Consider the following 25,518-nt stretch of genomic DNA (forward strand, 5'->3'; position numbering starts at 1 on the left):
GGCCCGTGATGGGCCGCGACATTGGGGGTGGCAGGCGTTGCGACACCGGACCTGCCGCGCCGGATTTGACTGGATGGACAAAAAATTACAGGGCCGAATCAAAAGAACTTGTTGCCGGAACCGTTTTTACCGAGTTTATTGACTCAACAGACAACAAAAACAGCTAATGCTGACCAGGGAGATACGAATGAAAGACGACCTAGCAAAATTGATCGATCAAATTGACGCCGCACGCCTGAGCCGCCGTGGCTTTATGGGCGGTGTCGCCGCGGTCGGTGCGCTGGCTACGATGCGTGCACCGGCTTTTGCGGCCGATCCGAACAAAGGCGGCACCCTGAAATTGGGATTGGGTGGCGGCGAGACGACCGACACGATGGACCCAGGTCTGTCCGACAGCCCGGTACCATTCTCGGTTGGGCGTCAGTGGGGCGATACCATTGTCAACGTGACACCCGGTGGCGAAATTGAAATGCGTCTGGCCGAGTCGATGTCTTCGGATCCAGAGGGCAAGGTTTGGACGTTCAACATCCGTCAGGGTGTAAAGTTCCATGACGGGTCGGATATGACGGTGGATGACGTGGTTGCCACGTTCAAGCGCCACTCGGATGAAAATTCGAAATCGGGTGCTTTGGGCATTATGAAAGGCATTGCCGACATCAAGGCCGACGGCAACGCTGTTGTGTTTACCCTGACCGATGGCAACGCCGACTTGCCGTATCTGCTGTCGGATTATCACCTGATCGTGCAGCCAAAAGGCGGCGTGGATAACCCGAACGCAGCTATCGGTACCGGCCCCTACAAGGTGGTTTCGGTAGATCCGGGCGTGCGCTATGCCTTTGAAAAGAACGCTGATGACTGGGATACAACCCGCGGCCATTATGATGCTGTGGAAATTCTGGTAATCAACGATGCGACTGCCCGTACCAGCGCCTTGCAGTCGGGCCAGGTGCATATGATCAACCGCATCGACCCCAAAGTTGCCAAATTGCTGGCCCGCGCGCCGGGGGTTGAGGTAAAGAACGTGTCGGGCCGTGGTCACTATGTGTTCATCATGCACACAGACACTGCACCGTTCGACAATAACGATCTGCGTCTGGCGTTGAAGTTTGCAATCAACCGCGTTGAAATGGTTGACAAAATCCTTGACGGCTATGGCGGTGTTGGCAACGACACGCCGATCAACGCAGCCTATCCGTTGTTCAGTCAGGCTGCACCGCAGCGCGTTTATGACATTGAAAAAGCCAAAGAGCATTACGCCGCTTCCGGCCATGATGGCAGCCCGATTGAATTGATCGTTGCTGACACCGCCTTCCCGGGTGCTGTTGATGCTGCTGCATTGTTCCAGCAATCGGCCGAGGCTGCGGGCATTCCGCTGGTAATCAAACGCGTGCCGGATGATGGCTATTGGTCGGATGTCTGGAACGTCAAACCGTTCTGCGCGTCTTATTGGGGTGGCCGTCCGGTCCAAGACCAGATGTGGTCGACGGCCTATCTGTCAACCGCTGACTGGAACGACACCAAGTTCAAGCGCGAAGATGTGGATGCGTTGATCCTGCAGGCACGGTCGGAAACCGATGTGGCAGTGCGTACGGAACTCTATGGCAAGATCTATAAAATCGTGAACGAAGAGGGTGGCGTGATTTGCCCGATGTTCAACGATTTCATCGACGCACATTCCGATAAGGTCGCGGGTTGGATTGAAAACCCGAACTATGAAATGTCGGGCGGTTTTGCCTCTTCGACAACATGGTTCGCGTGATCGGACGATGCATCCGGTAATCAAATTGGTCGCCCAGCGCTTAGCGCTGGGCCTCCTGCTGCTGTTCGCGGCTTCGGTGCTGATCTTTATCGGCACCCAGATTTTGCCCGGCGATGTGGCCCAAAGCATTCTGGGCCAATCCGCAACCCCGCAATCCCTTGCCAATTTACGCGCCGAGCTTGGCCTCGATGTGCCGGCCCCTGTGCGCTATTTCAACTGGCTGGCAGGTATCATGCATGGCGACCTTGGCAAAGCGTTGACCAATGGTCAGGATATTGCGACTGCCATGGGCAAACGCCTCGGCAATACGCTGTTTTTGGCCAGCTGTGCCGCCGTTATCGCGGTGCCCGCCGCAATTTTGCTGGGCTTGATCGCGGTGCGTTACCAAGGCCGCTGGCCAGACCGCGTGATTTCAACCATCACGCTGGCAACGGTTTCTGTGCCGGAATTTCTGTTGGGCTATATCGCCGTTTATTTCCTGTCGGTGCAGCTGCGCTGGTTTCCATCGCTGGCCACGGTTTATGACGGGATGACATTCGGTGAAAAGCTTTATGCCGTGTCGATGCCGGTGCTGGTTTTGGTGCTGGTCGTGCTTGGCCATATGATGCGGATGACCCGCGCCGCCATTCTGAACGTGATGCAATCGGCCTATGTCGAAACGGCCGAGCTGAAGGGTTTGCGCAAGTTCACCATCATCGCCCGCCACGCTTTCCCCAACGCGATTGCGCCTGTGGTCAATGTGGTGATGATCAACCTTGCCTATCTGGTGGTTGGTGTGGTCGTGGTTGAGGTGGTTTTTGTCTATCCCGGCATGGGCCAGTATCTGGTTGACCATGTGTCCAAGCGTGACGTGCCTGTGGTGCAGGCCTGTGGCTTGGTCTTTGCGGCTGTGTATATCGGCCTAAACTTGGTGGCGGATGTGGTTTCCATCCTTGCCAACCCGCGTTTGAGGCATCCGAAATGACCCGTATTCCTTTGGCAGCCCTGATCGGGCTTTTCTTTACCGGCCTCTATTTTGGCGCAGCGGTGTTTGCTGGCTGGATTGCCCCTTATGGCATGGCCGAAATTGTCGGTGACAGCTGGGAGCCTGCTTCGGCAGCGCATTGGCTGGGCACCGATTCCATCGGGCGCGATTTGCTTAGTCGGATGATCTGGGGCGGGCAGACCACGATTTTCGTGGCCGCCGCGGCAACTATGTTGTCCTTTGGCATGGGCTCGATCTTGGGCTTTTTCGCAGCCGTGAAAGGCGGTTGGGTTGACCAGTTGCTTAGCCGCTTGGTGGACTTGATGATGTCGATCCCGTCGCTGATTTCGGCGCTGGTTGTGCTGTCGGTGCTGCCGGTATCGCTGCCTGTGCTGATTATCGTGATGGGCGTGTTGGATAGCACACGTGTGTTCCGCCTTAGCCGCGCTGTGGCTGTCGACATCACTGTGATGGATTATGTCGAGGCGGCCCGCCTGCGCGGCGAAAAGCAGCTTTGGATCATTTTCCGCGAAATCCTGCCCAACGCATTGTCGCCGCTGGTGGCTGAAATGGGCCTGCGGTTTATCTTTGCGGTGCTGTTCATCTCGACTCTGTCTTTCCTTGGGCTTGGCGTGCAACCGCCGCTGGCGGATTGGGGCGGTATCGTGAAAGAAAACAAAGAGGGCATCGTTTACGGCATTTCCGCCGCCTTGATCCCGGCCTTTGCCATCGCCTCGCTTGCCATTTCGGTCAACCTCGTTGCCGATTGGGTGCTGAACCGGACCACCAGTTTGAAAGGGGGCCGAGGATGAGCAGCAGCTTGCTAGAGGTCAGAGACCTGAAAATCGAGGCGACAGCTTATCCACCTGGTGAGGCCCCGCGCGATATTACCATCGTTGAAGGCGTGTCGTTCAAGGTGGAAAAGGGCAAGGTGCTGGGGCTGATCGGCGAATCCGGTGCCGGCAAATCGACTATCGGCCTGTCGTCTATGGCCTACGGCCGTGGCGGTGTGCGCATCACCGGCGGCGAGGTGTTCGTCAATGGCAACGACATACTAAAGGCGGGGCCTGCGGGGCTGCGGGCTTTGCGCGGGCATGAGGTGACGTATGTTGCCCAATCCGCCGCCGCCGCCTTTAACCCCGCGAAAAAGCTGATGGAACAGGTGATTGAAACCACCCTGCACCATGGGCTGATGACACGGGCCGAGGCTGAAGAGCGCGCTGTGTCGCTGTTTGCACGGCTGGGCCTGCCAAAACCCGAAAGCATCGGCAACCGCTATCCGCACCAGGTCTCAGGCGGTCAGTTGCAACGGGTGATGACAGCGATGGCGCTGTGCCCGAAACCCGATCTTGTGGTGTTCGATGAGCCCACAACCGCGCTGGACGTGACGACGCAAATCGAGGTGCTCGCCGCGATCAAAGAGGCGATTGCCGATACTGGCGTTGCGGCCCTTTATATCACGCATGATCTGGCCGTTGTGGCGCAGGTTGCAGACCATATTCTGGTGCTGCAAGGCGGGCAGATGATCGAATACGGCACGATCGACCATATCATCAATTCGCCGTCTGAACCTTATACCCAAGCCTTGGTTTCGGTACGCTCGATCAATCATCACGAAAAATCGGGCGGCGCGCCGGTGCTGTCGGTGCGCGATGTCACTGCGCGGTATCGCGGCACCAAGTTTGACGTGCTGAAAAACATCACGCTGGACCTGCCCGAGGCACAAACCCTTGCAATCGTGGGCGAATCCGGTTCCGGCAAATCCACTTTGGCCCGCGTGATTACCGGGCTGTTGCCGCCATCATCGGGGGAAATCACCTTTGATGGCCGCGTTTTGCCTGCGGATTTTGAGGCAAGAACCCGCGATGATCTGCGCGAGGTGCAGATGATCTATCAGATGGCCGATGTCGCGATGAACCCGCGCCAAACTGTCGGCACGATCATCGGCCGCCCGCTCGAATTCTATTTCGGCCTGCGCGGCGATGCCAAAAAGCAGCGCGTGCAAGAGCTGCTGGATGAAATCGAAATGGGCGAGGGCTATATCCACCGCTATCCGGCCGAGCTTTCAGGCGGGCAAAAACAGCGCGTTTGTATCGCCCGCGCTCTGGCTGCCAAACCCAAGGTCATTATCTGCGACGAGGTGACAAGTGCGCTTGATCCGCTGGTGGCCGATGGCATCTTGAAACTGCTGCTGGATCTGCAAAAGCGCGAAAACGTGGCCTATCTGTTCATCACCCATGATCTCGCGACCGTCCGCGCCATCGCCGATAGTATTGCGGTGATGTACCAAGGCCGCGTCGTGCGCTACGGCGGAAAAACCGAAGTGCTCAGCCCGCCTTTCGACGATTACACCGATCTTTTGCTGTCCTCGGTGCCTGAAATGGAACTGGGTTGGCTGGAACGCACAATCGCAAATCGCAAAATGGCTGCGGCGGGAAATTAATCCCGCCGCTCGCCTCATCATCTATCCTTAAATATCCCCGCCGGAGGCTCTGCCGGTGGGGACTGGACGAGACCGCGTTATGCAAAACAAACTTCTGCTGATCATCCTCGATGGCGTGCCCTATCGCAATTGGCGCCGCTTGTTTGGCAACCTGGAAGGCTGGGTCGCGCAGGGCGAGGCGCAAGTGTGGAAAATGCGGGCGACATTGCCCTCCACCTCGGCGTCTTGTTACGCGACCATCCACACCGGCACCCCGCCACAGGTGCATGGCACTTGGGGGAATGAGGCGGTCAAGCGCCTGACCCAACCGGATATTTTCAGCCAGACCCGTTTGGCTGGCGGCATCACAGGCGCCGTCGCGCACAGCTTTTGGTCCGAGTTTTTCAACCGGTCGCCGTTCGATCCGGTGCGCGATCTGGAATATGACGAACCTGCCAGCCAAACGATCAACCACGGCCGCTTTCACAGCATGTATGGCTATAACCTGATCAATCAGGCGACCCCGGCCGATTATGACCTGTTCGCCACGCTGACCATGCTGACCGAGCGGTTCGGGCTGGATTACGGTATGCTGCATACCTGCACGCTGGACAGCATGGGCCACCGTTTCGGCCACGATTGCCGCGAGATGGACCATGCAGTCTATGCGCTGGATGCCACGCTGGCGCCGTGGATCGACCGCTGGCGCCGTGCGGGTTATGAGGTGATTGTTACCGCCGACCACGGCCAGTCTATGCGGGGCCACCATGGCGGTACGGGCGAGGATCAGCAGGATTTCGCGCTGTATTATTTCGGCCCAGCCAAAGGGCCCAGCCCTGAGGTTTTGCTTGACCAGCTTAGCCTTGCGCCGACCATCCTGTCGCGATTGGGGGCTGAGATCCCGTCCAGCATGAAGGCCCCGGTGTTTTTGCAAGCGTCTGCTTGAGGCAGTGAAGCCCTACGGGCTGCCTCCGGCGGAGGTATTTTTGCCAAGATGAAAGGGCGCGCGCTTAGGCGTCGTCCATTGTCACGACAACCTTGCCGGTTGATTTGCGCGCACGCAGGCACTCTAGCGCCTCATTGGCTTGTGACAGCGGAAAGCGGTGGCTGATATGCGGGCGCAACCCGCCTGCTTTGTACCAGCCGAACAGGGTTTGCATGCTGTTCGCCAGGGTTTGCGGCGCAAATTTCAGATAGCCGCCCCAGTAAAGCCCGATCACGCTCAGGTTTTTCACCAACAACAGATTGGCGGGAATTTGGGGCACATCGCCGCTTGCAAAACCGATCGGAATGAGCCGACCTTCGGGTTTGGTTGCGCGCAGGGCCTCTAGAAACGCGGGGCCGCCAACGGCATCATAAACCACATCCACCCCGCCAAGCGCCTTTAGGGCGCCGCGCAGATCAGGTGCCTCGCTGTCGATCACATGGTCGGCGCCTGCAGCTGCTGCAATGCGCAGTTTATCCGGCCCGCGCGCCGTTGCGATTACCCGCGCGCCCATCCGCTTGCCAATTTCAACCGCCGTCAAGCCCACGCCGCCCGCTGCGCCCATCACCAACAGGGTTTCGCCCGCTTGCAGCCGTGCGCGATGATCCAGCGCAAGATGGCTGGTGCCATAGGCAATCTGAAAGGCAGCCGCTTCGTCAAACCCCATGGTGTCCGGAATTTTGATGCAGGCGTTGGCTGCGAAACAGCCTGACTCGGCCAACCCGCCCTGGCCCGCAAAGACGGCAACCCGGTCTCCAATCTGAAAGCCATCAACCCCGTCGCCCAACGCCTCAATCGTACCTGCCAGTTCCATTCCCAGTGTCACGGGCAGGGTAGGGCGCTCTTGATAAGTACCGGAAATCATCAACAAATCTGCAAAGTTCAACCCGCAGGCCCGAATGCGCAGCCGAACCTGGTGGGGGGCTGGTGTCGCGGGCGCGATGGCACGCAGTTGCAAGGGCTGGCCAATGGTTTCCAAACGAAAAGCGCGCATTTTAGGTTGTTTCCTGCGGTTGGTGTTGCGGAAAGTTACGTTGTTTTAAGAGGTTTCGCCAGAGTATGTGCCTATTGCAATTTACAACTATGGCAAAGGCGTGTTGCATTTTGCAATGCAAAATGAAAAACACGTTAGTGGCGAGTACTTGCAATGCAGAGCATCCGGTGGGAGACTGCCGTGTCAGGGCGAAAAGCCCTGTCCATCCGGATCGAGGGACCTGTCTAAAAGGACAGGTTTTTCAGATTTTTTCTGTGGAGGTAGTTTTGGCACGATTTTTGCTTGTATTGGGGCAATGCGACTTTATAGATGGAGTAATTGATGAAACACCCTGTTGACGCCCATGTCGGCAAGCGTATCCGCCACCGCCGCTGGATGGTGGGAATGACACAGCAGCAGCTTGCCGATAAAGTCGGCATCAAGTTTCAGCAGATCCAGAAATATGAAACCGGCATGAACCGCGTTTCAGCGTCGCGCCTTTGGGATGTGGCCGAAGCGCTTGATGTAACGATCAGCTTTTTCTTTGAAGGTCTTGACGACGCACGCGAAGCACCGCGCGGTGTTGAAGGCGATATGATGGCCGATAAAGAAGCGCTTGAGCTCGTCCGCTCTTATTATGCGATCCCCGAGGCGCAGCGCCGTCGCCTGTTTGATCTGGCCCGCGTTCTGAGTGACGTTGCCTGACCAAAGCTCTGCTTTTTGTTGACCCGCGCTGCACAACGGGCTAGCGCGGGTAGGACGTTTGCGGAGAAAACCATGCTTGCCCAATCTGATATAGACGATATTCGTGCCACCGCGGCCGAGCTTGCCGATGCTGCCCGTATCGCCACGCTGGCACATTTCCGTAAACCGGGTCTGACAGCCGATACCAAGGAAACCACGCATTTTGACCCTGTGACCGTGGCCGACCGCGCCTCGGAACAGGCGATGCGTGCGATCTTGCAGCGCCGCCGCCCGCATGACGGCATTTTGGGCGAGGAATTTGGCACGACCACCGGCAGCTCTGGTCTGACATGGGTGCTTGATCCAATCGACGGAACGCGCGGCTATCTGTCTGGCACGCCCACCTGGGGTGTTCTGATCTCAATCGCAGATGATACCGGCCCGATTTACGGCATCATCGACCAACCCTACATCCAGGAACGGTTTGAGGGCGGGTTTGGTGCAGCAACCGTTACCGGCCCAATGGGGGCAGCCGCGTTGCAATGCCGTGCGCCGCGCCCGTTGTCGCAGGCTATCATGCTGTCAACTTTCCCCGAGGTCGGCACCCCTGACGAAGGCGCTGCCTTTCGCCGTGTTGTGCCAAATGTCCGGCTGGTGCGCTATGGAATGGATTGCTACGGCTATGCGCTGCTTGCGGCAGGTCAGGTTGATCTGGTGATCGAGGCAGGCCTGCAAACCTATGATGTGCAGGCCCCCATCGCAGTGATCGAGGCTGCGGGCGGCATCGTTACCAACTGGCAGGGCCAGCCCGCCCATAACGGCGGCCAAATCCTCGCCGCCGCCAACGCCGATATTCACGCCGCCGCTATGGCCCTATTGAACAGCTAAGCGCCCCGCATTCTCTTTGGCAAAAATATCCTCGCCGAAGGCACCGGTTTTATCAAAAACCGGTTTCGCGCCTGTTCACCAATGCCCGATATTCGGCGCACTTGCCCAAGGTTCGGCGGGCGGCAAGGCATCGCCTGCCTGCAACAGCTCCACCGACACATTGTCAGGGCTGCGCACAAAGGCCATATGCCCGTCACGCGGCGGGCGGTTGATCACAACACCGTTCGCCGCCAAATGGGCACAGGTTTCATAAATATTATCAACACGATAGGCCAGATGGCCGAAATGCCGGCTATCGCTTGGCAAACCCTCATCGCCATCCCAGTTATAGGTCAGTTCGACAGGGCACTCCGGTTGGTCTGGTGGGGCCATGAAGATCAACGAGAACCGGCCCTTTTCGCTGTCCATACGTTTGGTTTCAACCAGCCCAAGCAGCTTGTAAAACGCCATCGAGGCGTCAAGGTCTTTTACGCGAACCATCGTGTGCAGGTATTTCAGTGTCATATGTCTCTCCTAATTCTGCGCCTGACTATAGGCCGATATTCAAGGAATGCGAGCCGAATGCAGGCGATATTTTGCAGCCACTCCCCGTAACCAAGCCCCGCAGCATGTGGCTTCGTTTGCGGCCCTGCGGAGGGTGCCGGGTTGGGTGAACCGATCGCAACGCACATTTACCCCACCCACAGGGCAAAAGGCCGCAGAACAGGTCTTTGCCAAAATTGCACAAATTCCGCCCCCCATTTAATGCCGTTTTTCAGCAGCTTCCGTCGCGAAACAGATGCAAAACGCGCCACGGCCACTGGGTCTTGCCCCCATACCCCCCAATCTCTTATGCTGCGCCCCAACCCCCCGATGTTCCGGGGCCAACCCCATTTGCACGAGGCCCCGATGCCCCTATCCCCCGACCAAATCGCTGAGATCAATGACCAGCGCAGCACACCAAAACCCACCTTGCGCGCCGTGTCCGAGGGGATGGAAGCGCATCTGTACCATGCGCATGAGGTGCTCGATCACGGGTTCATCCGCGTGATCGATTATATGGGCGATGATGCCGCTATCGTGCAGGCCGCCCGCGTCAGCTATGGTGCTGGAACCAAACATGTTTCCAATGACGAAGGCCTGATCCGCTATCTGATGCGCCACTGGCATTCGACCCCGTTCGAGATGTGCGAAATCAAGCTGCACGTCAAATTGCCGGTCTTTGTCGCCCGCCAATGGATCCGCCACCGCACCGCCAATGTGAACGAATATTCCGCGCGCTACTCGATCTTGGACCGCGAGTTTTATATCCCCGCGCCCGAGCAACTCGCCGCGCAATCGGTGGTCAACAACCAAGGCCGCGGCGCGGTTTTGACGGGGGATGAGGCCGCGCGCGTACTGGAAATGCTGAAACGCGATTCGAACACCGCTTATGACCATTATGAAGAGATGCTGTCCCAAGACGGCCAGCAGGGCCTCGCCCGCGAACTCGCCCGCATGAACCTGCCTGCCAATATCTATACCCAATGGTATTGGAAGGTTGACCTGCACAACCTGTTCCACTTCCTCCGCCTGCGCGCCGACGCCCACGCGCAATACGAAATCCGCGTCTATGCCGACGCGATCTGCAAAGTCGTCGCCGACTGGGTCCCAATCGCCTTTGCGGCCTTTGAGGATTACCGGATGGGCGGCGCAACCCTGAGCGGCAAAGCGATCGATTGCGTGCGCCGGATGCTGAAAGGCGAAGAGGTCACGCAGGAGAATTCCGGCATGAGCAAAGGGGAATGGCGGGAGTTTATGGGAGTGGTTGAAGGGTGAATACTGTGATGGGTGAAAAATTTTCTTCTTGCGATCTGGTTCAGAACGTATCAGTAACTAAATTTAGTTACATGTGAGGTTGGATGAGCAGGTCAGACAAACTCATCGAACGTTTCAAATCGAGACCTTCTGATTTTCAGTGGTCAGAAATGGAAAGAATGCTAAGAGGGTTTGGGTACAGTATGGCAAATGGGTCTGGATCACGGCGCACTTTCTCGGGTGCTGGGCTTCCTAAGATTAAACTTCATGAGCCTCATCCGAACCCAGTGGTCAAACAATATGTGCTTGACCAAGTTAAAGAGCTTTTGGAGAGAGAAGCGCTGATATGAAACATATGCAGTACAAAGGCCAGTTTGGTTCGGCAGAGGTGTCAGTCGAAGATGGGGTGGTGTTTGGGAAATTGCTATTCATTCGTGATCTTATCACCTATGAGTCTGAGTCCCCTAGCGGCTTACAAGCAGCTTTTGAAGCGGCGGTAGACGAGTACCTTGCAGATTGTGTTGAAGAGGGAAGGGAAGCAGATCGTCCGCTCAAGGGACAGTTCAATGTAAGAGTTGCGCCGTCTTTACATCGGAGCCTCGCAATAGCTGCATCGCAATGCGACAAAAGCTTGAACGATTATGTAGAGACAATTCTAAGCTGCCATGAGCATATTGATAGCAATGGAAATGTTAAGCAGAGTAAAGCGGAGATAACCGTTCTACTTCAAGGTTCTAATGAGCCTGCTATATTTATGTCTGCGGTGGGTACTAAGAAACACCTTGGATCTCGCCTCTCAGATGCGCACATTGGTGGGGCAACTGGACAACGTGATACTAGCAAATCGATCTGGAATGTCTCCGCTGTACCGCGGGTGCAATAATGAGCCCTACGTTCAGAGTGTTAGCGTCGGTAATGTGCGACGAGGTTCGCCGTGACATGGACGGAAGCGGGATTATTCTTGGCGCAACTAACAGAGGGCCCGCGCTTGCGAATTGTGAGACTGTACTCCAAAGGCTTGGCTTCTACGTTGAAGGGGTGGCTGTTGATGTCGAGGAAGTTGTATTTCGTCTTCGAAATGTGGACGAGGACACTATCGTTTTCTCTGATACGATGACCTTTCCATATAAGGACGATACTTTGACGGTGCGCCCCGATTTTGACTTTTCTAAAATGGAAGTTAATGTCCAGTTAATGTTAAACTTGCAAAATCTGAAATTTGAAAAGCCAGGCGTTTATCAGCTTGAGTATCAGATTTTGGACCAGCCATGGGTGGAAGTGCGGACTTACTTGTTTCCTCCCCAAGATGAGTTAGAAGCCTAAGACCGCGCGACAAACCCGTGTTTCACCGGATTAATCCAACAATACCGCACGCAGGCCCGAAACTCGGCGTCATTGCGGATATGATGTTCCCAGAATCGTTTTTGCCATATCCCCACCTCACCTTTCCGTAGGTCGGGGTTCACCCCGACTCTGCGAATCCGTTCGCCTCTTGCGCCGTAGGAATTTCGCGCCGGAGTCGGGGTGAACCCCGACCTACGCAGGTGCATACTGAACCGCGCCTTTATCGCGCCCATGCGGGTGGAATAATCGCAATCGCCCCTCGGTAATTGCCACACGCAATGCATATGGTCGGGCAACACCACCCATGCCGCCACGCCAAAGGGCCGCTTGGCGCGGGTGTCGCGCACGGCTGCCCGCAGCGCATCGATATGGGTGACCAGAACATCAGTTCCCCGCGCAGCCAGGGCGACGGTAAAGAACACGGCAGCGCCGGGGATCTGGGGGCGGATATAGCATGACATCCCCGCACCTTGCCGCAACTTGGTTAAGAAGCCGTTGAAATCTGTCAGCTTGCCAATTCTCTACCCATTAACAGGCGGTTAACGGGAAAGCATAAGCCCTTGGGGACGCTTAATAACCGGAAATGTCCGCGCGCGGTCAAACCGGTGAACACGCACCCCCGCTTGCACCCTTCCTCGCACGGGGTTAAACGGGGGAAACGTTGAAAAAGGGGCCGTCATGTCCATCGATATCGATACCGCGCGCAAGGTCGCGAAACTCGCCCGTATTCGGGTGGAAGAGGCGGATTTGCCCGCCCTCGCAACCGAACTTTCCGGAATCCTAGGCTTTATGGAGCAGCTGAATGAGGTGGATGTAGAGGGCATCGAGCCGATGACCTCGGTCACGCCGCAGCGCCTGAAACGCCGCGAAGACGTGGTCACGGATGGCAATATTCAAGAACAGATTTTGAAGAACGCGCCCGACGCGCGGGAAGGCTTTTTCGCAGTGCCGAAGGTGGTAGAATGACACATCTGAACGAACTTACCATCGCGGCCGCCCGTGACGCCCTGCGCGCCGGAGAAACCAGCGCCGTTGATCTGACTATGGCGTGCCTGAGCGCGATCGATGCAGGTGACTGGCTGAACGCTTTTGTCCATAAAACGCCCGAGATTGCGCTGGATATGGCCCGCGCCGCCGATGCCCGTATCAAGGCGGGGAATGCGCCCGATATGTGCGGTATTCCTTTGGGCATTAAGGATTTGTTCTGCACCAAGGGTGTAGAAAGTCAGGCAGCCAGCAACATTTTGAAAGGGTTCAAACCGGAATACGAATCGACTGTGACGACCCAGCTGTTCAACGCAGGGGCGGTGATGCTGGGCAAGCTGAACATGGATGAATTCGCGATGGGCTCGTCGAATGAAACGTCCTGTTATGGCAATGCGATCAACCCGTGGAAGGTTGATGATCGGCAATTGACGCCGGGTGGCTCGTCTGGCGGTTCGGCTGCGGCTGTGGCAGCTGATCTGTGCTTGGCGGCAACGGGTACAGATACAGGCGGCTCTATCCGCCAGCCTGCGGCCTTTACGGGCATTGTCGGGATTAAGCCGACCTATGGCCGTGTCAGCCGTTGGGGCGTGGTGGCCTTTGCCTCGTCATTGGACCAAGCTGGCCCGATGACCAAATCGGTGCGTGATGCGGCGATCATGTTGGGCGCGATGTGCGGCCATGACCCCAAGGATAGCACCAGCGCCGACTTGGCCGTGCCGGATTTTGAGGCGGCTTTGACCGGCGATATTCGCGGCAAGAAAATTGGTATTCCGCGTGAATACCGCATGGATGGCATGCCGGCCGAGATTGCAAAGCTGTGGGATGACGGCGCGGCGATGCTGAAAGATGCGGGCGCGGAAATCGTTGATATTTCCTTGCCGCATACGAAATACGCGCTGCCTGCATACTATGTGATCGCGCCTGCCGAGGCATCTTCGAACCTCGCGCGCTATGACGGGGTGCGCTATGGCCACCGTGCGAACCTGAAAGCCGGTGATGGCATCACCGAAATGTATGAAAAAACCCGCGCCGAAGGCTTTGGCTATGAGGTGCAGCGCCGGATTATGGTCGGCACCTATGTGCTGTCGGCCGGGTTCTATGACGCCTATTACAACCGCGCGCGGCGTGTGCGGGCGTTGATCAAGCGCGACTTTGATAACGTGTTTGCGGCCGGTGTGGATGCGATTTTGACGCCGGCGACCCCGTCTGCGGCCTTTGGCTTGGGCGAAATGGCGAATGCCGATCCGGTGCAGATGTATCTGAACGACGTTTTCACCGTCACTGTGAACCTTGCGGGCCTGCCCGGCATTTCGGTGCCGGTCGGTCAAGATGCGCAAGGCCTGCCTTTGGGGCTGCAACTGATCGGCAAGCCGTGGGATGAGGCAGGTCTGCTGAATCACGCCTATGTGCTGGAACAGGCGGCGGGCTTTGTGGCCAAAGCGGAAAAATGGTGGTAAACGCCAACGTTAAATCACTTGCTGTCGGAGTAGCCTATGCGCTCGCTTAATGTTCTTGCGGCTGTTTTGGCCGTTGCTGCTTGTTCGCCTTCGGTCCCGGATAGCGGGGCCGGGGTCGGGTTTGGCAATTATTCCGATTACGTTCGTCAACGCGATTTGGGCCAAACGACAACTGGCCAGCCCCAAAGTGCAATGCCCAGCCAGCCGGTTTTTTCGACTGACGCTGTTGGTGCGGCGATTGATAATGCCGCGTCGGGTGGCACGCCAACGACGGGCCGTGTGATCGGGCAAAATCCGCCTGCGCCTTACGCTGCAACAGATGCCAACCGTCCGCGCGGCGATGCCCCTGCGGGCATCAAACAAGAATCAGGCGAGATGACCCGCGCGGCAGCCATTTCGGATGAGCAGGATTTCAAGGCTGTTTCCTCCAGAGAAACAATTGCGAGCAACGCCGAGCGTCTGGCCGAGCAGCGCGCGCAATATGAAGTGATCGCGCCCACGGCCTTGCCGCAGCGTGCCGATCAAAACGGCGCCAGCATTGTGCAATTCGCCCTTGCGACATCCCATGCGCCGGGTGTGAAAATGTACAGCCGTGGCGGGTTGTTTGCGCGTGACCCATTGAAAACATGCGCTAAATACGCATCACCGGACCTTGCGCAAGAGGCATTTCTGGCAAAAGGCGGGCCGGAAAAAGATAAAGAGGGTCTCGACCCCGATGGCGACGGTTTTGCCTGCGGCTGGGACCCGCGGCCGTTCCGTAACGCGCTGAAGTAACCAAGCCCATGCCGCTTTCCCCCAATTTTGGCGAGCGGCGGGCCGGTTTGCTGCCCGAATTTATCGTATTGCATTACACGGCGATGGAAAGCTGCCAAGCGGCGGCTGACCGGCTGTGCGACCCTGCGGCCGAGGTTTCGGCCCATTACCTGATTGATTATGACGGGGCGCTTCACGCCTTGGTGCCCGAAACGGCGCGCGCGTGGCATGCGGGGGCAGGGCGGTGGCGGGGCTTGGATGATCTGAACTCTCGCTCTATCGGGATAGAGCTGGCGAATGACGGGTTTGAACCTTTCCCCGAGCCGCAGATGGCCGCGCTTGAAACCCTGCTTGCTGCCATAATGGCACGATGGTCAATTCCGCCGCAGGGGGTGATTGGCCATTCGGATATGGCGCCGGGGCGCAAAACTGACCCTGGTGCGCGCTTTGACTGGCAGCGCTTGGCGCGGGGCGGGCTTTCGGTTTGGCCACAGTTTGACGATGCCGAACCACCCGCATTGCAAGACTTTCGCGATTTCACGCTGGCCATTGGCTATGACCGTGACGCAAGCGATGATGTTGTGTTGCAGGCGTTTCGGCTGCGCTTTCGCCCGATGGCCAAGGGGCCGCTTGATTCGACCGACCTTAAACTTGCACAGGCGCTTGCGAAACGCGTTGACGACAACGCTGGCCAAGCGTAAGCCCGATCTCGCGCGGATGGCTGGATGACCGCGTGTTTGGCGTAGTCCCTTCGGGGAAACCGCCAGATGCGAGGAAAGTCCGGACTCCATGAGGCAAGGGTGCCGGGTAACGCCCGGCTGGGGTAACCCAAGGGAAAGCGCCACAGAGAAGAGAACGCCCTGCATGTCAGGGCAATGGTGAAACGGTGGGGTAAGAGCCCACCGCAGACGTGGCAACACGGATGGCAAGGCAAGCCCCACCCGGAGCAATGCCGAATAGGGGCCTCACGCGGGCAGGTCTGGCAACAGATACCGCCGCAGGGACGCATCAGCCCAGAGGCCCGGGTTGGCAGCTAGATCCCACTGGTAACAGTGGGGCCAGAGGAATGGTCATCGAAGGGGCGAAAGCCCTGGAACAAAATCCGGCTTATAGGCTATCCGCGCAATTCCGCTATATCAGGACTAATTTGGCCCCGTGCGCCGCAGCGCAGGCAAGGTATGAACAGCCCCTGACCGCAGGCTTTGACGGGGTTTCGGCTGCCGCCAAAATCTGTAAAGAAAAGATCAAAGAAAACTGGGAATATCGCGTTGACTCGGCGCCGTGTTATGGGCATAAGCGCGGCTCATAAGGATTTCGCGGGGAAAGTCTGTTTCCCTCGCACGCAGGAGAGATGACTATGGCGAAGCCGGCGACAATCAAGATCCGCCTGAACTCGACGGCGGGCACCGGGCACTTTTACGTGACCAAAAAGAACGCCCGCACCATGACCGAAAAGATGGTTGTACGTAAGTATGACCCGGTTAAGCGTGAGCATGTTGAGTATAAGGAAGGCAAGATCAAGTAAGATCTGCCGAACCCTAACTAAGACGAGGCCGTGCCATTTGGTGCGGCTTTTGTCATTTCTGGCCGCGTCTTTGGGGGGCACGATGCGACGGATCATGATCGTTGGGCAACCGGGGGCGGGAAAGTCGACCCTGGCCCGCGCCTTGGCTGCCAAGACGGGATTGCCTGTCGTCCATATTGACCACATCCATTGGCAAGCGGGCTGGGTTGAACGACCACGCGATGAAAAGACCCGTCTGTGCAATATCGCCGAGGCAGGCGATAGGTGGATTTTTGAGGGCGGGCATTCGGCAACCTGGCCAAATCGCCTTGCACGGGCCGATATGCTGATCTGGCTGGATGTGCCGGTCTGGCGCCGCCTGGGCAGGGTGGCGCGCCGCACTGTAGCGCTGCATGGCCGCAGCCGCCCTGACCTGCCTGCAGGCTGCGCAGAGGGCTTTCACCGTGAGATGCTGCCGTTCTGGCGCTTTATCTGGCGCACACGGCACACGGAGCGCAGCGGCATTCGACGCCTTTGGGATAGCGCCCCCGCAGATAAACACCGCGTATATCTGTGCAGCAATTTTCAGATCAGGCAGTTTCTGCAAAGCGACCTGCCCAAATGAAAAGGGCCGCCCTAAGGCGACCCTTTAACGTCTAGGCTGTTAACCGTTCACTCGCGGTTGCCAAGGAACGACAGCAAGAACATGAACATGTTGATGAAGTCGAGGTACAGGCGCAGCGCGCCCATGATAGCCGACTTGCCCAACCACTCGCTGTCGCCATGCTGGGCGTGCGCGATATACTCGTTCTTGATCGACTGGGTGTCATAGGCGGTCAGACCAGCAAAGATCAGCACGCCGATGGTCGAGATGGCGAATGCCAGTGCCGAAGACGCGAGGAAGATGTTGACAACCATCGCCACCAACAGCCCGATCAGGCCCATCATCAAGAACGTGCCCATGCCGGACAGGTTCTTTTTGGTGGTGTAACCGTAGAGCGACAGACCCGCAAAGGCGATCGAGGTGATCAGGAAGGTCTGCGCGATCGAAGCCCCGGTATAGACGAGGAAAATCGACGACAGCGACACGCCCATCAACGCGGCATAGACATAAAAGAACAGCTGTGCTGCGCTAGTGGACAGGCGGTTGATCACGGCGCCAAAGGCAAAAACCATGACAAGCGGTGCAAACATCACCACCCACTTCAGCGGCGACAGATAGATTGCTTGGCCAAGGCTGGTCAGCATCGTGCCATTGCCCATCTGCACCGTTGCCAGTGCTGGGTCGGTCGTCGTAGCAAGACCCGCAATCGCCCAAGCTGCAGCGCCCGTCAGCAACATGCCAACCGACATCAGCCCGTAAACTTTGTTCATGTGGGCGCGAAGCCCGACATCGATCTGCGCGCTACGGGTGCCTGCGCCGACCGAATTGATGGTTTGATACTCAGCCATAAAAGCCTCCGTTAGAATTCAGGATTGGCCCTGCACAGAATGCAAATCCAATTATTTAATGATATTGGGGGCTGGGGCTGCAATATCAAGTGTTCAGTACGGCAAAAGGTCAATTTAGGCATAAGTTTTTGCGCACAAAGGCAAGGCCTTGGCTATTTTAGACCAACCAATGCTTTGGCACATCCCACAGCTTGCGCCGGCTTTCGCTTTCGGCCTCGGCCGGGGTCAGGCCGATATCGCGCAGCAGTTCGGGGCTGAGCAGCCCGAGTGAGCGGCGTTGACGCCGCAGACCAAGCGCAAGGCGCAGCGCTTTCCAATAGCGCTGGCCCCAAAACATATGCGGGCGTACCGGGGGGCAAGCCTCATGTGTTGAAATCTGTGCCATGATACATTCCTATTCATGATTTTTTTTAGGGTGGTCCATTCCAGTCATTGATTTATGCCGCAGGCCGACGCATCATGGAAATGAATGATTGTTGGCCATAACCGCACGGATATTGATATGTCGCGAAATCTTGAAACTGCTGCCCTGCGTGCCGTCCTAGCTGTGGCCGACACAGGCGGCGTGACCCGTGCGGCAGGGCTGCTTAGCCTTACGCAATCGGCGGTTTCCATGCAGATCCGTCGGCTTGAAGAGGCGCTGGGGGTGCAGTTGTTCATCCGTGCCGCGCGCAAGATGGAGCCGTCACCCGAGGGCGAAAAACTGATTTCCTATGCGCGCCGGATCATGGTGCTGAATGATGAATTGCTGATGCGCCTTTCCCCTGAAAGCTTTGACGCCGAGCTGCGGCTGGGGGTGCCTTATGATATCGTTGCGCCGCAGATTCCGAATATTCTGCGCGACCTGTCGATCGGCTTCCCGAAAATGCGAATCAATCTGGTGTCGTCTTACAGCCGTACCCTGAAACAAGACTTTCAGGCGGGCGAGTTTGATATGATTCTGACAACCGAATTTCCACCGCCCGAAGGCGTGGAGGTTCTGGCAAAACGCCGCCTTGTCTGGATAGGGTCGGCCGATCAGCGCGCTGTTGCAAGCCGCCCGCTGCGCCTTGCGTTCAAGGAAACATGCCTTTTCCGCCCGGTCGCCCATGCCGCCTTGGATGCGGCCGGAATTGCGTGGGAAAATGCATTTGATGGCGATAGCGAAACCGTGGTCGAGGCAACCGTCGCCGCGGGTCTTGGCCTGTCGGTGCGGATCGAAGGCCTGGTGGCGCAGGGCGGTTGTGTCGCAATCGGCCCCGAGGCAGGGCTGCCCGAACTCGGCCACTCCTGCATTTGTCTTTATGACAACGGACAAGCCAAAGGCGCATTGGCCGATGCCTTGCGTGCGGCCCTGCGGTCAAGTTACGGCGCGGCGGACTAGGGCTGCTTTGGCTGGTCGGCCAAACAGCCGTTTCATCGGCCTATTTGTCGATTCGCGCGCCCATGATCGAAATTGCTTCTTGATACACGCTCGCCGCGTTCCATTCCTTTATCACGGCATAGTTGGGCTGGCCTTTTTGATAGCCTTGGCCGGGCCGCCAGCCCTTTTGGCGCAGATAGTTGGCGGTTGACGCCAGCGCGTCGACACGGTTATTCAAATCCACCCGCCCGTTGCCATCGCCGTCTACCCCGTATTTCAGCGCATTCCCGGGCAAAAACTGCGTGTGCCCCCATTCGCCATGTTTCGCCCCCACCGATTGCGACGTGATCGACCCGCGATCGACGAGCATTAGCGCGGCCATCATGTGGGGGCGAAAGAAATCGGACCGGCGGCAATCATAGGTAAGGGTTGAAATCGCCGAAACGATATTGGTGCCGCCCATATAGCCGCCAAAGGCCGTTTCCATACCGTGAATGGCAATCAGTACCCCTGCAGGAACGCCATACTGGCGCTCTAGCGCGGCATAAAGCGCGGCATTTTTCGCCTTTTGCCCGCGGCCCTGTTTCACAATCGTATCCGCGCCACGCACCTGCATGAACTTGTCGATCGTGTATTTAAAGCTTTTCTGATTGCGGTCCGCTGAAATGGTTTCGCGCGAATAGCTGCTGGCCTGTAGCGCGGCAAGACCCTTGGCACCGACCCCTTGTGCGGCAGCTTCGGCGGCAATCTCAGCTTTCCACGCCTCATATCCCCCGGCCGAATTTGAACAAGATGCCGCGAAAGCAGCGCTGCTTGCGCCAGAAATCAACAACGCCAATAACACAGGTTTCCAAATCGACATCTTTGCACTCCTCAATCAAACCCGGCCGAGTTTAAGGTTAACCCGCAGCCTTGCAAGGGTTTGATTTGAACGGCTTACGCTTTGCTCATAATCTTGCCGGAATTGGCAGGGTAGGGCGCGCCACTACAACAGCCGCACATGCAGGTTAATGGCAATCGCAATCAATACCAGCCCACCAAACCAGGCCATCCCCAAGCGGGCAGCCCGATTGTCGTTGACGGTTTTGGCCAGCGCGCCGCCCATATAGGCCACGCAAACATCTGAAGGCACTGCCGTCAGCGGCACCAAGGCCCCCAGAAACAACAGCTGAAAATGTACGCTGCCAATGCCTTCCTTGACAAAGGGCGGCAAAAACAGCGCAAAGAACAGAACGGTTTTCGGATTCAACAGCTCGACCAGAATGCCTTGCCGGACGATTGCCGCAAAAGACTTTGGCACCACCTGATGCGCCAACAGTGTCATACTGGCACTGGCTTGCGCCCCCCGTATCATCCCGATGCCCAACCAGATCAGATAGGCCGAACCGACATAGCGCAAGGCCACAACCATCCAGCCAAACTGCGCAAAAACCGCAGCCAGCCCCAGAGCCGTGGCGAGGGCGAGGATAACCCCGCCCAAAGCCAACCCGATGGCCGAGGCCAGGCCCGCCGCACGGTTTTGCCCCACCGTATGCGACAAAACATACAGCATCGAAGGCCCCGGCGTTGCGCTTAATGCAAAGCCCGCGAACATAACGGCCAAAATCGTACTTACTTCGGGCATGGATTAATGTGTACTCCGGCTTAATCGGTGCTCAAACGGGTTGTTGTTTGGCACGGCTGTATTGCGCTTTGGGTCGCGCAAATAGGGAAAGTCGCGGATCAGCATCCGCTCTAGATGCGCGCCGGCCAGAAATGGCTCGTAATTGGGCGTTTGCCCGGCAGGCACCAGCTGCGCAAAGGGTTTGATAACCGTGTCATGGTTTGCGGCAACAAAATAGGGCATCGAAAACCGCTCGGGCGCAAGGTTCACCACACGGTGCGGCGTTGATCGCAGCAGGCCATTGCTCCACGCCTCCAGCATATCCCCGATGTTGACGACAAAAACGGCAGGATCTACCGGCACATCGATCCACCGATCCTCGCGTGTCATCACTTGCAGGCCCTGATTGCGCGTGTGCAGCAGGGTCAGGCATTCGTAATCCGTATGCGCGCCCATATTCACCGATTTATGGTCGGCCAGCGCTGTCTGGCGCACGTAATGCAGCAAACGCAGCTGCGAAATCGGTTTGCTCATCTGGTCGGTCATCGCGCCGCACGGCAAACCGAGATGCAGTTCAAGCGCAGAGCAAACCAGCCGCCCCAGCGCCGAAATCCTGGCATAGTATTGTGCCACGGTGCTTTGAAAACCGGGCAGGTCGGGCCAGACATTTGGCCCCAGAACCCGGTTTCCGGCAAGGTAATCCGGGTCATCGCGCGGCAGATCCAGCCCCATGTCAAAAGCTTCATAGCTGCGATTTGCCTCATCCGGATAATCGCCCTTTTCGGTAAAGGGCACATATCCGCGATGGTTCGAGCTATTGCCGATATAGTACCTTTGCTTGGCTGCCAGTGGCTGCGCGAAAAACTCTGCGGCGGCCTCATAGGTCGCTTCAATCATCTCTAGCGGAATGCCGTGATCGCAGATCCGGAAAAAGCCGAAATGGCGCGCTGCGCGGCCAATTCTATCGGCCACAACCTGCATTTTTGCAGGGTCCCCCGACCATAAATCCGCTACAGAAATAAGCGGCAGACGGTCCAGATCGTCAATGTCACGATGCAATAAATATGTCACTTCAAGTTCCCCCTTTTGGTGTGACATGACGCTATCGATTCATAGTTAACAAATCATTTGCGCTACCGGCGATCGCGGGGAAGTACAGATGAATCGTGGTGCCAAACCCGACATCAGATTCGACCGATACCCCGCCGCCGCTTTGCTGCATGAACCCCATAACCATCGATAACCCCAAGCCTTTTCCGGCCCCTTCCGGTTTGGTTGTGTAAAATGGGTCGAAAATCTGTGGCAGGTTTTGCGCCGGAATCCCTTGGCCGAAATCTTTTACGCTAACGCGCACATACGGCCCTTGCGCCAGCTTGCAACCCAGCTTGTCAGAATCGGCCCAGTTGTACCTGATATTCTGCGTCGAAATAATCGGCCGCTCGCCTTTGGGTGCGGCATCGCGTGCGTTGCAAATCAGGTTGTAAATGGCTTCTTCTGCCAGTTTCGGGTCGGCCTTTACGCTCCAAAGGTCGGGTGCCAAATCTATGTCGAGCCAACCATTCAACAGCTGTTTGCTGCGGTCGCAGGCCGCCGTCACCAGCAGGTTCAAATCTACAACTTTCGGCTCTAGCCTGGTGCGCTGTGCAAAGGCTAACATATCGCGGATCAGCTTGGCCCCTTGCGCCGCCGCAGCTTGCGCTTCGCCAAAGCATTCCTTTGCAGCAGGGCTGACGATCTCGGCTTCGATCAGCTCGAAGTTGCCAGAGATCACTGTCAGCAAGTTGTTGAAATCATGCGCAAAGCGTCCGGTAAGGCGGCCGACCGTCTCCAGCTTGCGGGCGGTGAACAGCTCGGCCTCCAACGCTTTGCGGCTTACGGTTTCAGTGTGCAAACTGGCATGGGCCTGCACCAAAGTATGGTATTGCTGGGTTGATCGCGCCACTTCGGCCAAAAGCTCAAGCTTGGCGCTGGTCATTGCGGCGATAGTCGTCAAAACCTCCAGCTCGGCTTCGCCAAAGGCACCGGGCCGCGGGTGTTCGCTGTCAATTACGCCCACCACACGACCGCGAATGATCAAAGGCACGCAAATCTCAGATCGGGCGGGCTGCGTATCCGGAATGTAATTCTGATTCTTTAACAGATCGTCAACGACAACCGGCTGCTTGTTCTGCGCAACTTGCCCCGTAATCCCTTCGCCAAACGGTATTTTCAGCGGGTTCACAATGCTGCGCCCATAGGGGTTTTTTTCGCCCAAAGCCGCGACCTGGGTAAGCACCGTCTGGTTGTCGTCAGCCTGATAGATCACGCAATCGACAAAGTTCAAATGCCCCACAACTTTTTTCGCCACATACCAAAACAAGTCGTCAATGTTCGGTATTGCAATCAGATCAATGGCAAAGGCGTTCAGTGTGCGCAAAGCTGCGGCTTCATGGATATGGTTTTCGGTATCGCGCCCGTCTGCCGATTGCATTGAAACGTCTTCCTTTTCCGCAACGCTTTGCAGGAACCCTAACCAATACTCCCGCATTGAGATAGCCCAAAATAATCGCGCAACCACAAGTTAACCAAAACGCATCGAGGGCGTGGAATCCGTTGGCCGTGCAAAACGACGGCATCGCAAGAGGCTAGCCAATGCCGAGACATTCTGGCGAAATTTATGTATTTTTTGGGGGTACAGTGGCAGTCCGTAGGGGAGTCGAACCCCTCTTCTCAGGTTGAAAACCTGATGTCCTAACCGATAGACGAACGGACCGCGCTTTCTGTGAGGCGGTTTTTAGTCAGACGTGCCGAGAGGCGCAAGGGGTAAAATTCATCTTTTTTAAAAAAACTTTTTTGCCGCCTATCGGCCACCTTTACACCCTCGCGGCATCCTCCAAACGCAGCTGCACTTTGCTGCGTCCGCCAAAGCTGTTGATCTCCAGCCGCCCTGCCAAATGGAAACGCGCCGCGCCGGGGTTTTCCAGCATCGGCCCCAGTGGCCCGTCAAAGGCGCCAAAGGCGATGCCGTCAATCTTGGCGCCCATGCCGTCACCAAAGCTGATGCGTAAATGGCTATCGCCCACACGCCGCCCCGTAACCTGTTGGTCGGCAAAGGCAAAACGAGGCGCGGGCGAGCCTGCCCCAAACGGCCCCGCCGCTTCGATCTGCTCGATAAACGCTGGTGTGGCCGCCGAAGGCATCAGCAGCCCCTCCAGCCGCAAATCTGCAGGGCCCCCCAAACCGGCGCCCTGCCGCGCCAACAACTCGGCCAAACGTGCCATCGCGGCAGGTATCTGCGCCTCCTCTACTGTCAGCCCTGCTGCCATCTTATGCCCGCCACCGCGCAACAGCAGCCCCTCGGCGGCGACGCGGTGAATCGCGGCCCCAAGGTCTACCCCCGCAATAGACCGGCCCGAGCCTTTTCCAATACCATCCTCAACCCCGATCACCACCGCAGGCCGCCCCGTGGCCTCTTTCAGCCGTGCCGCCACAATGCCAACCACGCCGGGGTGCCAGCCCGCACCGGCCGCCCAAACCAGCGGCCCGTCAAGGCCCCGTTCCTCGGCCTGCGCCAGTGCCGCTGCCCGCACAGCGGCCTCGATATCGCGCCGCTCGGAGTTCAGCATGTCCAACCGCTCGGCCAGTGCTGCCGCCTCGGACGCATCTTCGCAGGCCAAAAGGCGCGCGCCCAGATCGGCCGCGCCAATCCGCCCGCCGGCATTGACACGCGGCCCCAGCAAAAACCCCAAAGCATAGGTGTTGGGGGCCTGATCCATCCGCGCCACATCGGCCAGCGCACGCAGGCCAATCCTGTCACGCCGTGCCATCACCTTTAGCCCTTGTCGCACTAGCGCCCGGTTCACCCCGATCAGCGGCGCAACATCGGCCACAGTGGCCAGCGCCACAAGGTCCAGCATCGCCATCAGGTCCGGCCCGGTCACGCCTTCGCCACGCAACTGCCGGTTCGCCTCGACCAACATCAAAAACACCACCGAGGCCGCACAAAGATGCGCAAGATCGCCGCTTTCATCCTGCCGGTTCGGGTTTACCACGGCCAATGCCGCAGGCAGATCCTCACCGCCCAAGTGGTGGTCAAGCACCACCACATCCGCACCCCGCGCGGCGGCAATCGGCTCATGGCTCAACGTCCCGCAATCGACACAGACAATCAAATCATGGTCGCGCGCCAATGCCTCCATCGCGGGCACATTGGGGCCATAGCCCTCGTCAATCCGGTCGGGAATATACAGCGTGGCGCGGTGCCCCATCGCCCGCAACCACACAATCAACAAAGCGGCAGACGCGCCCCCGTCCACATCATAATCTGCAAAAACCGCGATTCGTTGCCGTGCCTTTACGGCGGCCATAAACCGCTTGGTCGCGCGATCCATATCTTTCAAGGTCAACGGGTCCGGCAACAAATCCCGCAGGGCAGGGGCCATATAGCTCTCAACCGCATCCGGGCTAACCCCGCGCCGCACCAGCGTCACGCAGAGCGCTTGCGGCAAATGCGTGACCTGCGCCATCGCCTCGGCCAGCCGCTGTTCTTCGCTATCCGGCCCAACCCAACGCCGCCCTGTGGCCGAGGCCTCAACCCCCAAAAACGCGCGCTCTGCCATGCCAATCCCCAAACCTGCAATTTCATC

The 25,518-nt window shown here is 57.6% G+C and carries 27 protein-coding genes, 1 tRNA gene and 1 other RNA gene; 18 read left to right on the forward strand and 11 right to left on the reverse strand.

From position 1 onward, the window contains the following. Positions 1-187 precede the first annotated feature (187 nt). The 5 genes from AKU79_RS09685 to AKU79_RS09705 all read left to right on the forward strand — a co-directional run bounded on the left by AKU79_RS09685 (position 188) and on the right by AKU79_RS09705 (position 6,091). Positions 188-1,759: an ABC transporter substrate-binding protein gene (locus AKU79_RS09685; RefSeq protein WP_050523375.1), complete on the forward strand. Its 1,572-nt coding sequence runs from the start codon at positions 188-190 to the stop codon at positions 1,757-1,759. A 7-nt stretch (positions 1,760-1,766) separates the two neighbouring features. After that, positions 1,767-2,723 (forward strand): ABC transporter permease, encoded by a 957-nt coding sequence (locus AKU79_RS09690; protein ID WP_050523376.1) that lies wholly within the window; start codon positions 1,767-1,769, stop codon positions 2,721-2,723. Further along, entirely contained in the window at positions 2,720-3,535 is an 816-nt protein-coding gene (locus tag AKU79_RS09695) for an ABC transporter permease (RefSeq protein ID WP_050523377.1), read from the forward strand. Before AKU79_RS09690 ends, AKU79_RS09695 begins: the two co-directional genes overlap by 4 nt. Then, the gene (locus AKU79_RS09700) at positions 3,532-5,166 is read left to right on the forward strand and encodes an ABC transporter ATP-binding protein (RefSeq protein ID WP_050523378.1); all 1,635 of its coding nucleotides are present in this window, start codon (positions 3,532-3,534) and stop codon (positions 5,164-5,166) included. Before AKU79_RS09695 ends, AKU79_RS09700 begins: the two co-directional genes overlap by 4 nt. 79 nt (positions 5,167-5,245) lie before the next feature. Next, complete coding sequence (locus tag AKU79_RS09705; protein WP_050523379.1) at positions 5,246-6,091, forward strand: alkaline phosphatase family protein; 846 nt, start codon at positions 5,246-5,248, stop codon at positions 6,089-6,091. Positions 6,092-6,155: 64 nt separating this feature from the next. Here the strand turns inward: AKU79_RS09705 and AKU79_RS09710 are convergent, their stop codons facing one another. Next, complete coding sequence (locus AKU79_RS09710) at positions 6,156-7,124, reverse strand: NADPH:quinone oxidoreductase family protein (RefSeq protein ID WP_050523380.1); 969 nt, start codon at positions 7,122-7,124, stop codon at positions 6,156-6,158. 321 nt (positions 7,125-7,445) lie between these two features. Between AKU79_RS09710 and AKU79_RS09715 the strand changes: the two genes are divergently transcribed. Next, the gene (locus AKU79_RS09715) at positions 7,446-7,808 is read left to right on the forward strand and encodes a helix-turn-helix domain-containing protein (RefSeq protein WP_050523381.1); all 363 of its coding nucleotides are present in this window, start codon (positions 7,446-7,448) and stop codon (positions 7,806-7,808) included. Between the two features lie 72 nt (positions 7,809-7,880). Further along, entirely contained in the window at positions 7,881-8,675 is a 795-nt protein-coding gene (locus AKU79_RS09720; RefSeq protein ID WP_050523382.1) for an inositol monophosphatase family protein, read from the forward strand. 75 nt (positions 8,676-8,750) lie between these two features. Here AKU79_RS09720 and AKU79_RS09725 read toward each other — a convergent pair whose 3' ends face one another. Then, positions 8,751-9,179 carry a VOC family protein gene (locus AKU79_RS09725; protein ID WP_050523383.1) on the reverse strand — a complete coding sequence of 143 codons (429 nt, stop codon included), beginning with the start codon at positions 9,177-9,179 and terminating at the stop codon, positions 8,751-8,753. Between the two features lie 384 nt (positions 9,180-9,563). Here AKU79_RS09725 and thyX point away from each other — a divergent pair, with 384 nt between their 5' ends. The 3 genes from thyX (at position 9,564) to AKU79_RS09740 (ending at position 11,774) form a co-directional block, all read left to right on the forward strand. Beyond that, positions 9,564-10,472, forward strand: coding sequence for an FAD-dependent thymidylate synthase (gene thyX / locus AKU79_RS09730; protein WP_050523510.1), 909 nt, complete (start codon positions 9,564-9,566; stop codon positions 10,470-10,472). Positions 10,473-10,797: 325 nt separating this feature from the next. After that, positions 10,798-11,334 carry a type II toxin-antitoxin system HicB family antitoxin gene (locus AKU79_RS18935; protein ID WP_082223991.1) on the forward strand — a complete coding sequence of 179 codons (537 nt, stop codon included), beginning with the start codon at positions 10,798-10,800 and terminating at the stop codon, positions 11,332-11,334. After that, positions 11,334-11,774: a DUF6941 family protein gene (locus AKU79_RS09740; RefSeq protein ID WP_050523384.1), complete on the forward strand. Its 441-nt coding sequence runs from the start codon at positions 11,334-11,336 to the stop codon at positions 11,772-11,774. The genes AKU79_RS18935 and AKU79_RS09740 overlap by 1 nt, the downstream gene beginning before the upstream one ends. Here AKU79_RS09740 and AKU79_RS19870 read toward each other — a convergent pair. Beyond that, positions 11,771-12,256 carry an REP-associated tyrosine transposase gene (locus tag AKU79_RS19870; RefSeq protein WP_050523385.1) on the reverse strand — a complete coding sequence of 162 codons (486 nt, stop codon included), beginning with the start codon at positions 12,254-12,256 and terminating at the stop codon, positions 11,771-11,773. The genes AKU79_RS09740 and AKU79_RS19870 overlap by 4 nt on opposite strands. A 217-nt stretch (positions 12,257-12,473) precedes the next feature. Between AKU79_RS19870 and gatC the strand changes: the two genes are divergently transcribed. From gatC to AKU79_RS09780, 7 genes are all read left to right on the forward strand, one after another. Continuing rightward, entirely contained in the window at positions 12,474-12,761 is a 288-nt protein-coding gene (gene gatC, locus AKU79_RS09750; RefSeq protein ID WP_050523386.1) for an Asp-tRNA(Asn)/Glu-tRNA(Gln) amidotransferase subunit GatC, read from the forward strand. Next, positions 12,758-14,239 (forward strand): Asp-tRNA(Asn)/Glu-tRNA(Gln) amidotransferase subunit GatA, encoded by a 1,482-nt coding sequence (gene gatA / locus AKU79_RS09755; RefSeq protein WP_050523387.1) that lies wholly within the window; start codon positions 12,758-12,760, stop codon positions 14,237-14,239. Before gatC ends, gatA begins: the two co-directional genes overlap by 4 nt. A gap of 36 nt (positions 14,240-14,275) precedes the next feature. Then, positions 14,276-15,013 (forward strand): hypothetical protein, encoded by a 738-nt coding sequence (locus tag AKU79_RS09760; RefSeq protein WP_050523388.1) that lies wholly within the window; start codon positions 14,276-14,278, stop codon positions 15,011-15,013. An 8-nt stretch (positions 15,014-15,021) separates the two neighbouring features. Next, a complete protein-coding gene (locus AKU79_RS09765) occupies positions 15,022-15,693 on the forward strand; it encodes an N-acetylmuramoyl-L-alanine amidase (protein WP_050523389.1) in 672 nt (223 codons plus the stop codon). A gap of 12 nt (positions 15,694-15,705) precedes the next feature. Continuing rightward, positions 15,706-16,118, forward strand: an RNA gene (gene rnpB / locus AKU79_RS10315) — RNase P RNA component class A. A gap of 231 nt (positions 16,119-16,349) precedes the next feature. After that, positions 16,350-16,517 carry a 50S ribosomal protein L33 gene (gene rpmG, locus AKU79_RS09775; protein WP_022705513.1) on the forward strand — a complete coding sequence of 56 codons (168 nt, stop codon included), beginning with the start codon at positions 16,350-16,352 and terminating at the stop codon, positions 16,515-16,517. 82 nt (positions 16,518-16,599) lie between these two features. After that, positions 16,600-17,121: an AAA family ATPase gene (locus AKU79_RS09780; protein ID WP_050523511.1), complete on the forward strand. Its 522-nt coding sequence runs from the start codon at positions 16,600-16,602 to the stop codon at positions 17,119-17,121. Positions 17,122-17,168: 47 nt separating this feature from the next. Here AKU79_RS09780 and AKU79_RS09785 read toward each other — a convergent pair whose 3' ends face one another. Together AKU79_RS09785 and AKU79_RS09790 are read right to left on the reverse strand one after the other, a co-directional pair. Continuing rightward, a complete protein-coding gene (locus AKU79_RS09785) occupies positions 17,169-17,948 on the reverse strand; it encodes a Bax inhibitor-1/YccA family protein (protein WP_050523391.1) in 780 nt (259 codons plus the stop codon). A 157-nt stretch (positions 17,949-18,105) separates the two neighbouring features. Beyond that, entirely contained in the window at positions 18,106-18,333 is a 228-nt protein-coding gene (locus AKU79_RS09790; protein ID WP_231580138.1) for a DUF1127 domain-containing protein, read from the reverse strand. Positions 18,334-18,450: 117 nt separating this feature from the next. Between AKU79_RS09790 and AKU79_RS09795 the strand changes: the two genes are divergently transcribed. Further along, the gene (locus AKU79_RS09795; protein WP_197087269.1) at positions 18,451-19,311 is read left to right on the forward strand and encodes a LysR family transcriptional regulator; all 861 of its coding nucleotides are present in this window, start codon (positions 18,451-18,453) and stop codon (positions 19,309-19,311) included. Between the two features lie 40 nt (positions 19,312-19,351). Here the strand turns inward: AKU79_RS09795 and AKU79_RS09800 are convergent, their stop codons facing one another. The 6 genes from AKU79_RS09800 to recJ form a co-directional block, all read right to left on the reverse strand. Continuing rightward, positions 19,352-20,152 carry a lytic murein transglycosylase gene (locus tag AKU79_RS09800; protein ID WP_050523393.1) on the reverse strand — a complete coding sequence of 267 codons (801 nt, stop codon included), beginning with the start codon at positions 20,150-20,152 and terminating at the stop codon, positions 19,352-19,354. Between the two features lie 123 nt (positions 20,153-20,275). Next, positions 20,276-20,914 (reverse strand): LysE family translocator, encoded by a 639-nt coding sequence (locus AKU79_RS09805; protein WP_050523394.1) that lies wholly within the window; start codon positions 20,912-20,914, stop codon positions 20,276-20,278. A gap of 3 nt (positions 20,915-20,917) precedes the next feature. Continuing rightward, entirely contained in the window at positions 20,918-21,964 is a 1,047-nt protein-coding gene (locus tag AKU79_RS09810; protein ID WP_231580139.1) for an isopenicillin N synthase family dioxygenase, read from the reverse strand. A 31-nt stretch (positions 21,965-21,995) separates the two neighbouring features. Continuing rightward, positions 21,996-23,363 carry an ATP-binding protein gene (locus AKU79_RS09815; RefSeq protein WP_050523395.1) on the reverse strand — a complete coding sequence of 456 codons (1,368 nt, stop codon included), beginning with the start codon at positions 23,361-23,363 and terminating at the stop codon, positions 21,996-21,998. Positions 23,364-23,570: 207 nt separating this feature from the next. Beyond that, positions 23,571-23,645 (reverse strand) — tRNA-Glu (locus tag AKU79_RS09820). A 100-nt stretch (positions 23,646-23,745) separates the two neighbouring features. Further along, positions 23,746-25,491, reverse strand: a complete 1,746-nt coding sequence (gene recJ, locus AKU79_RS09825) for a single-stranded-DNA-specific exonuclease RecJ (RefSeq protein WP_050523396.1) — start codon at positions 25,489-25,491, stop codon at positions 23,746-23,748. Positions 25,492-25,518: the final 27 nt, after the last annotated feature.

Source organism: Pseudorhodobacter wandonensis (genome assembly GCF_001202035.1).
Classification (GTDB): domain Bacteria; phylum Pseudomonadota; class Alphaproteobacteria; order Rhodobacterales; family Rhodobacteraceae; genus Pseudorhodobacter; species Pseudorhodobacter wandonensis.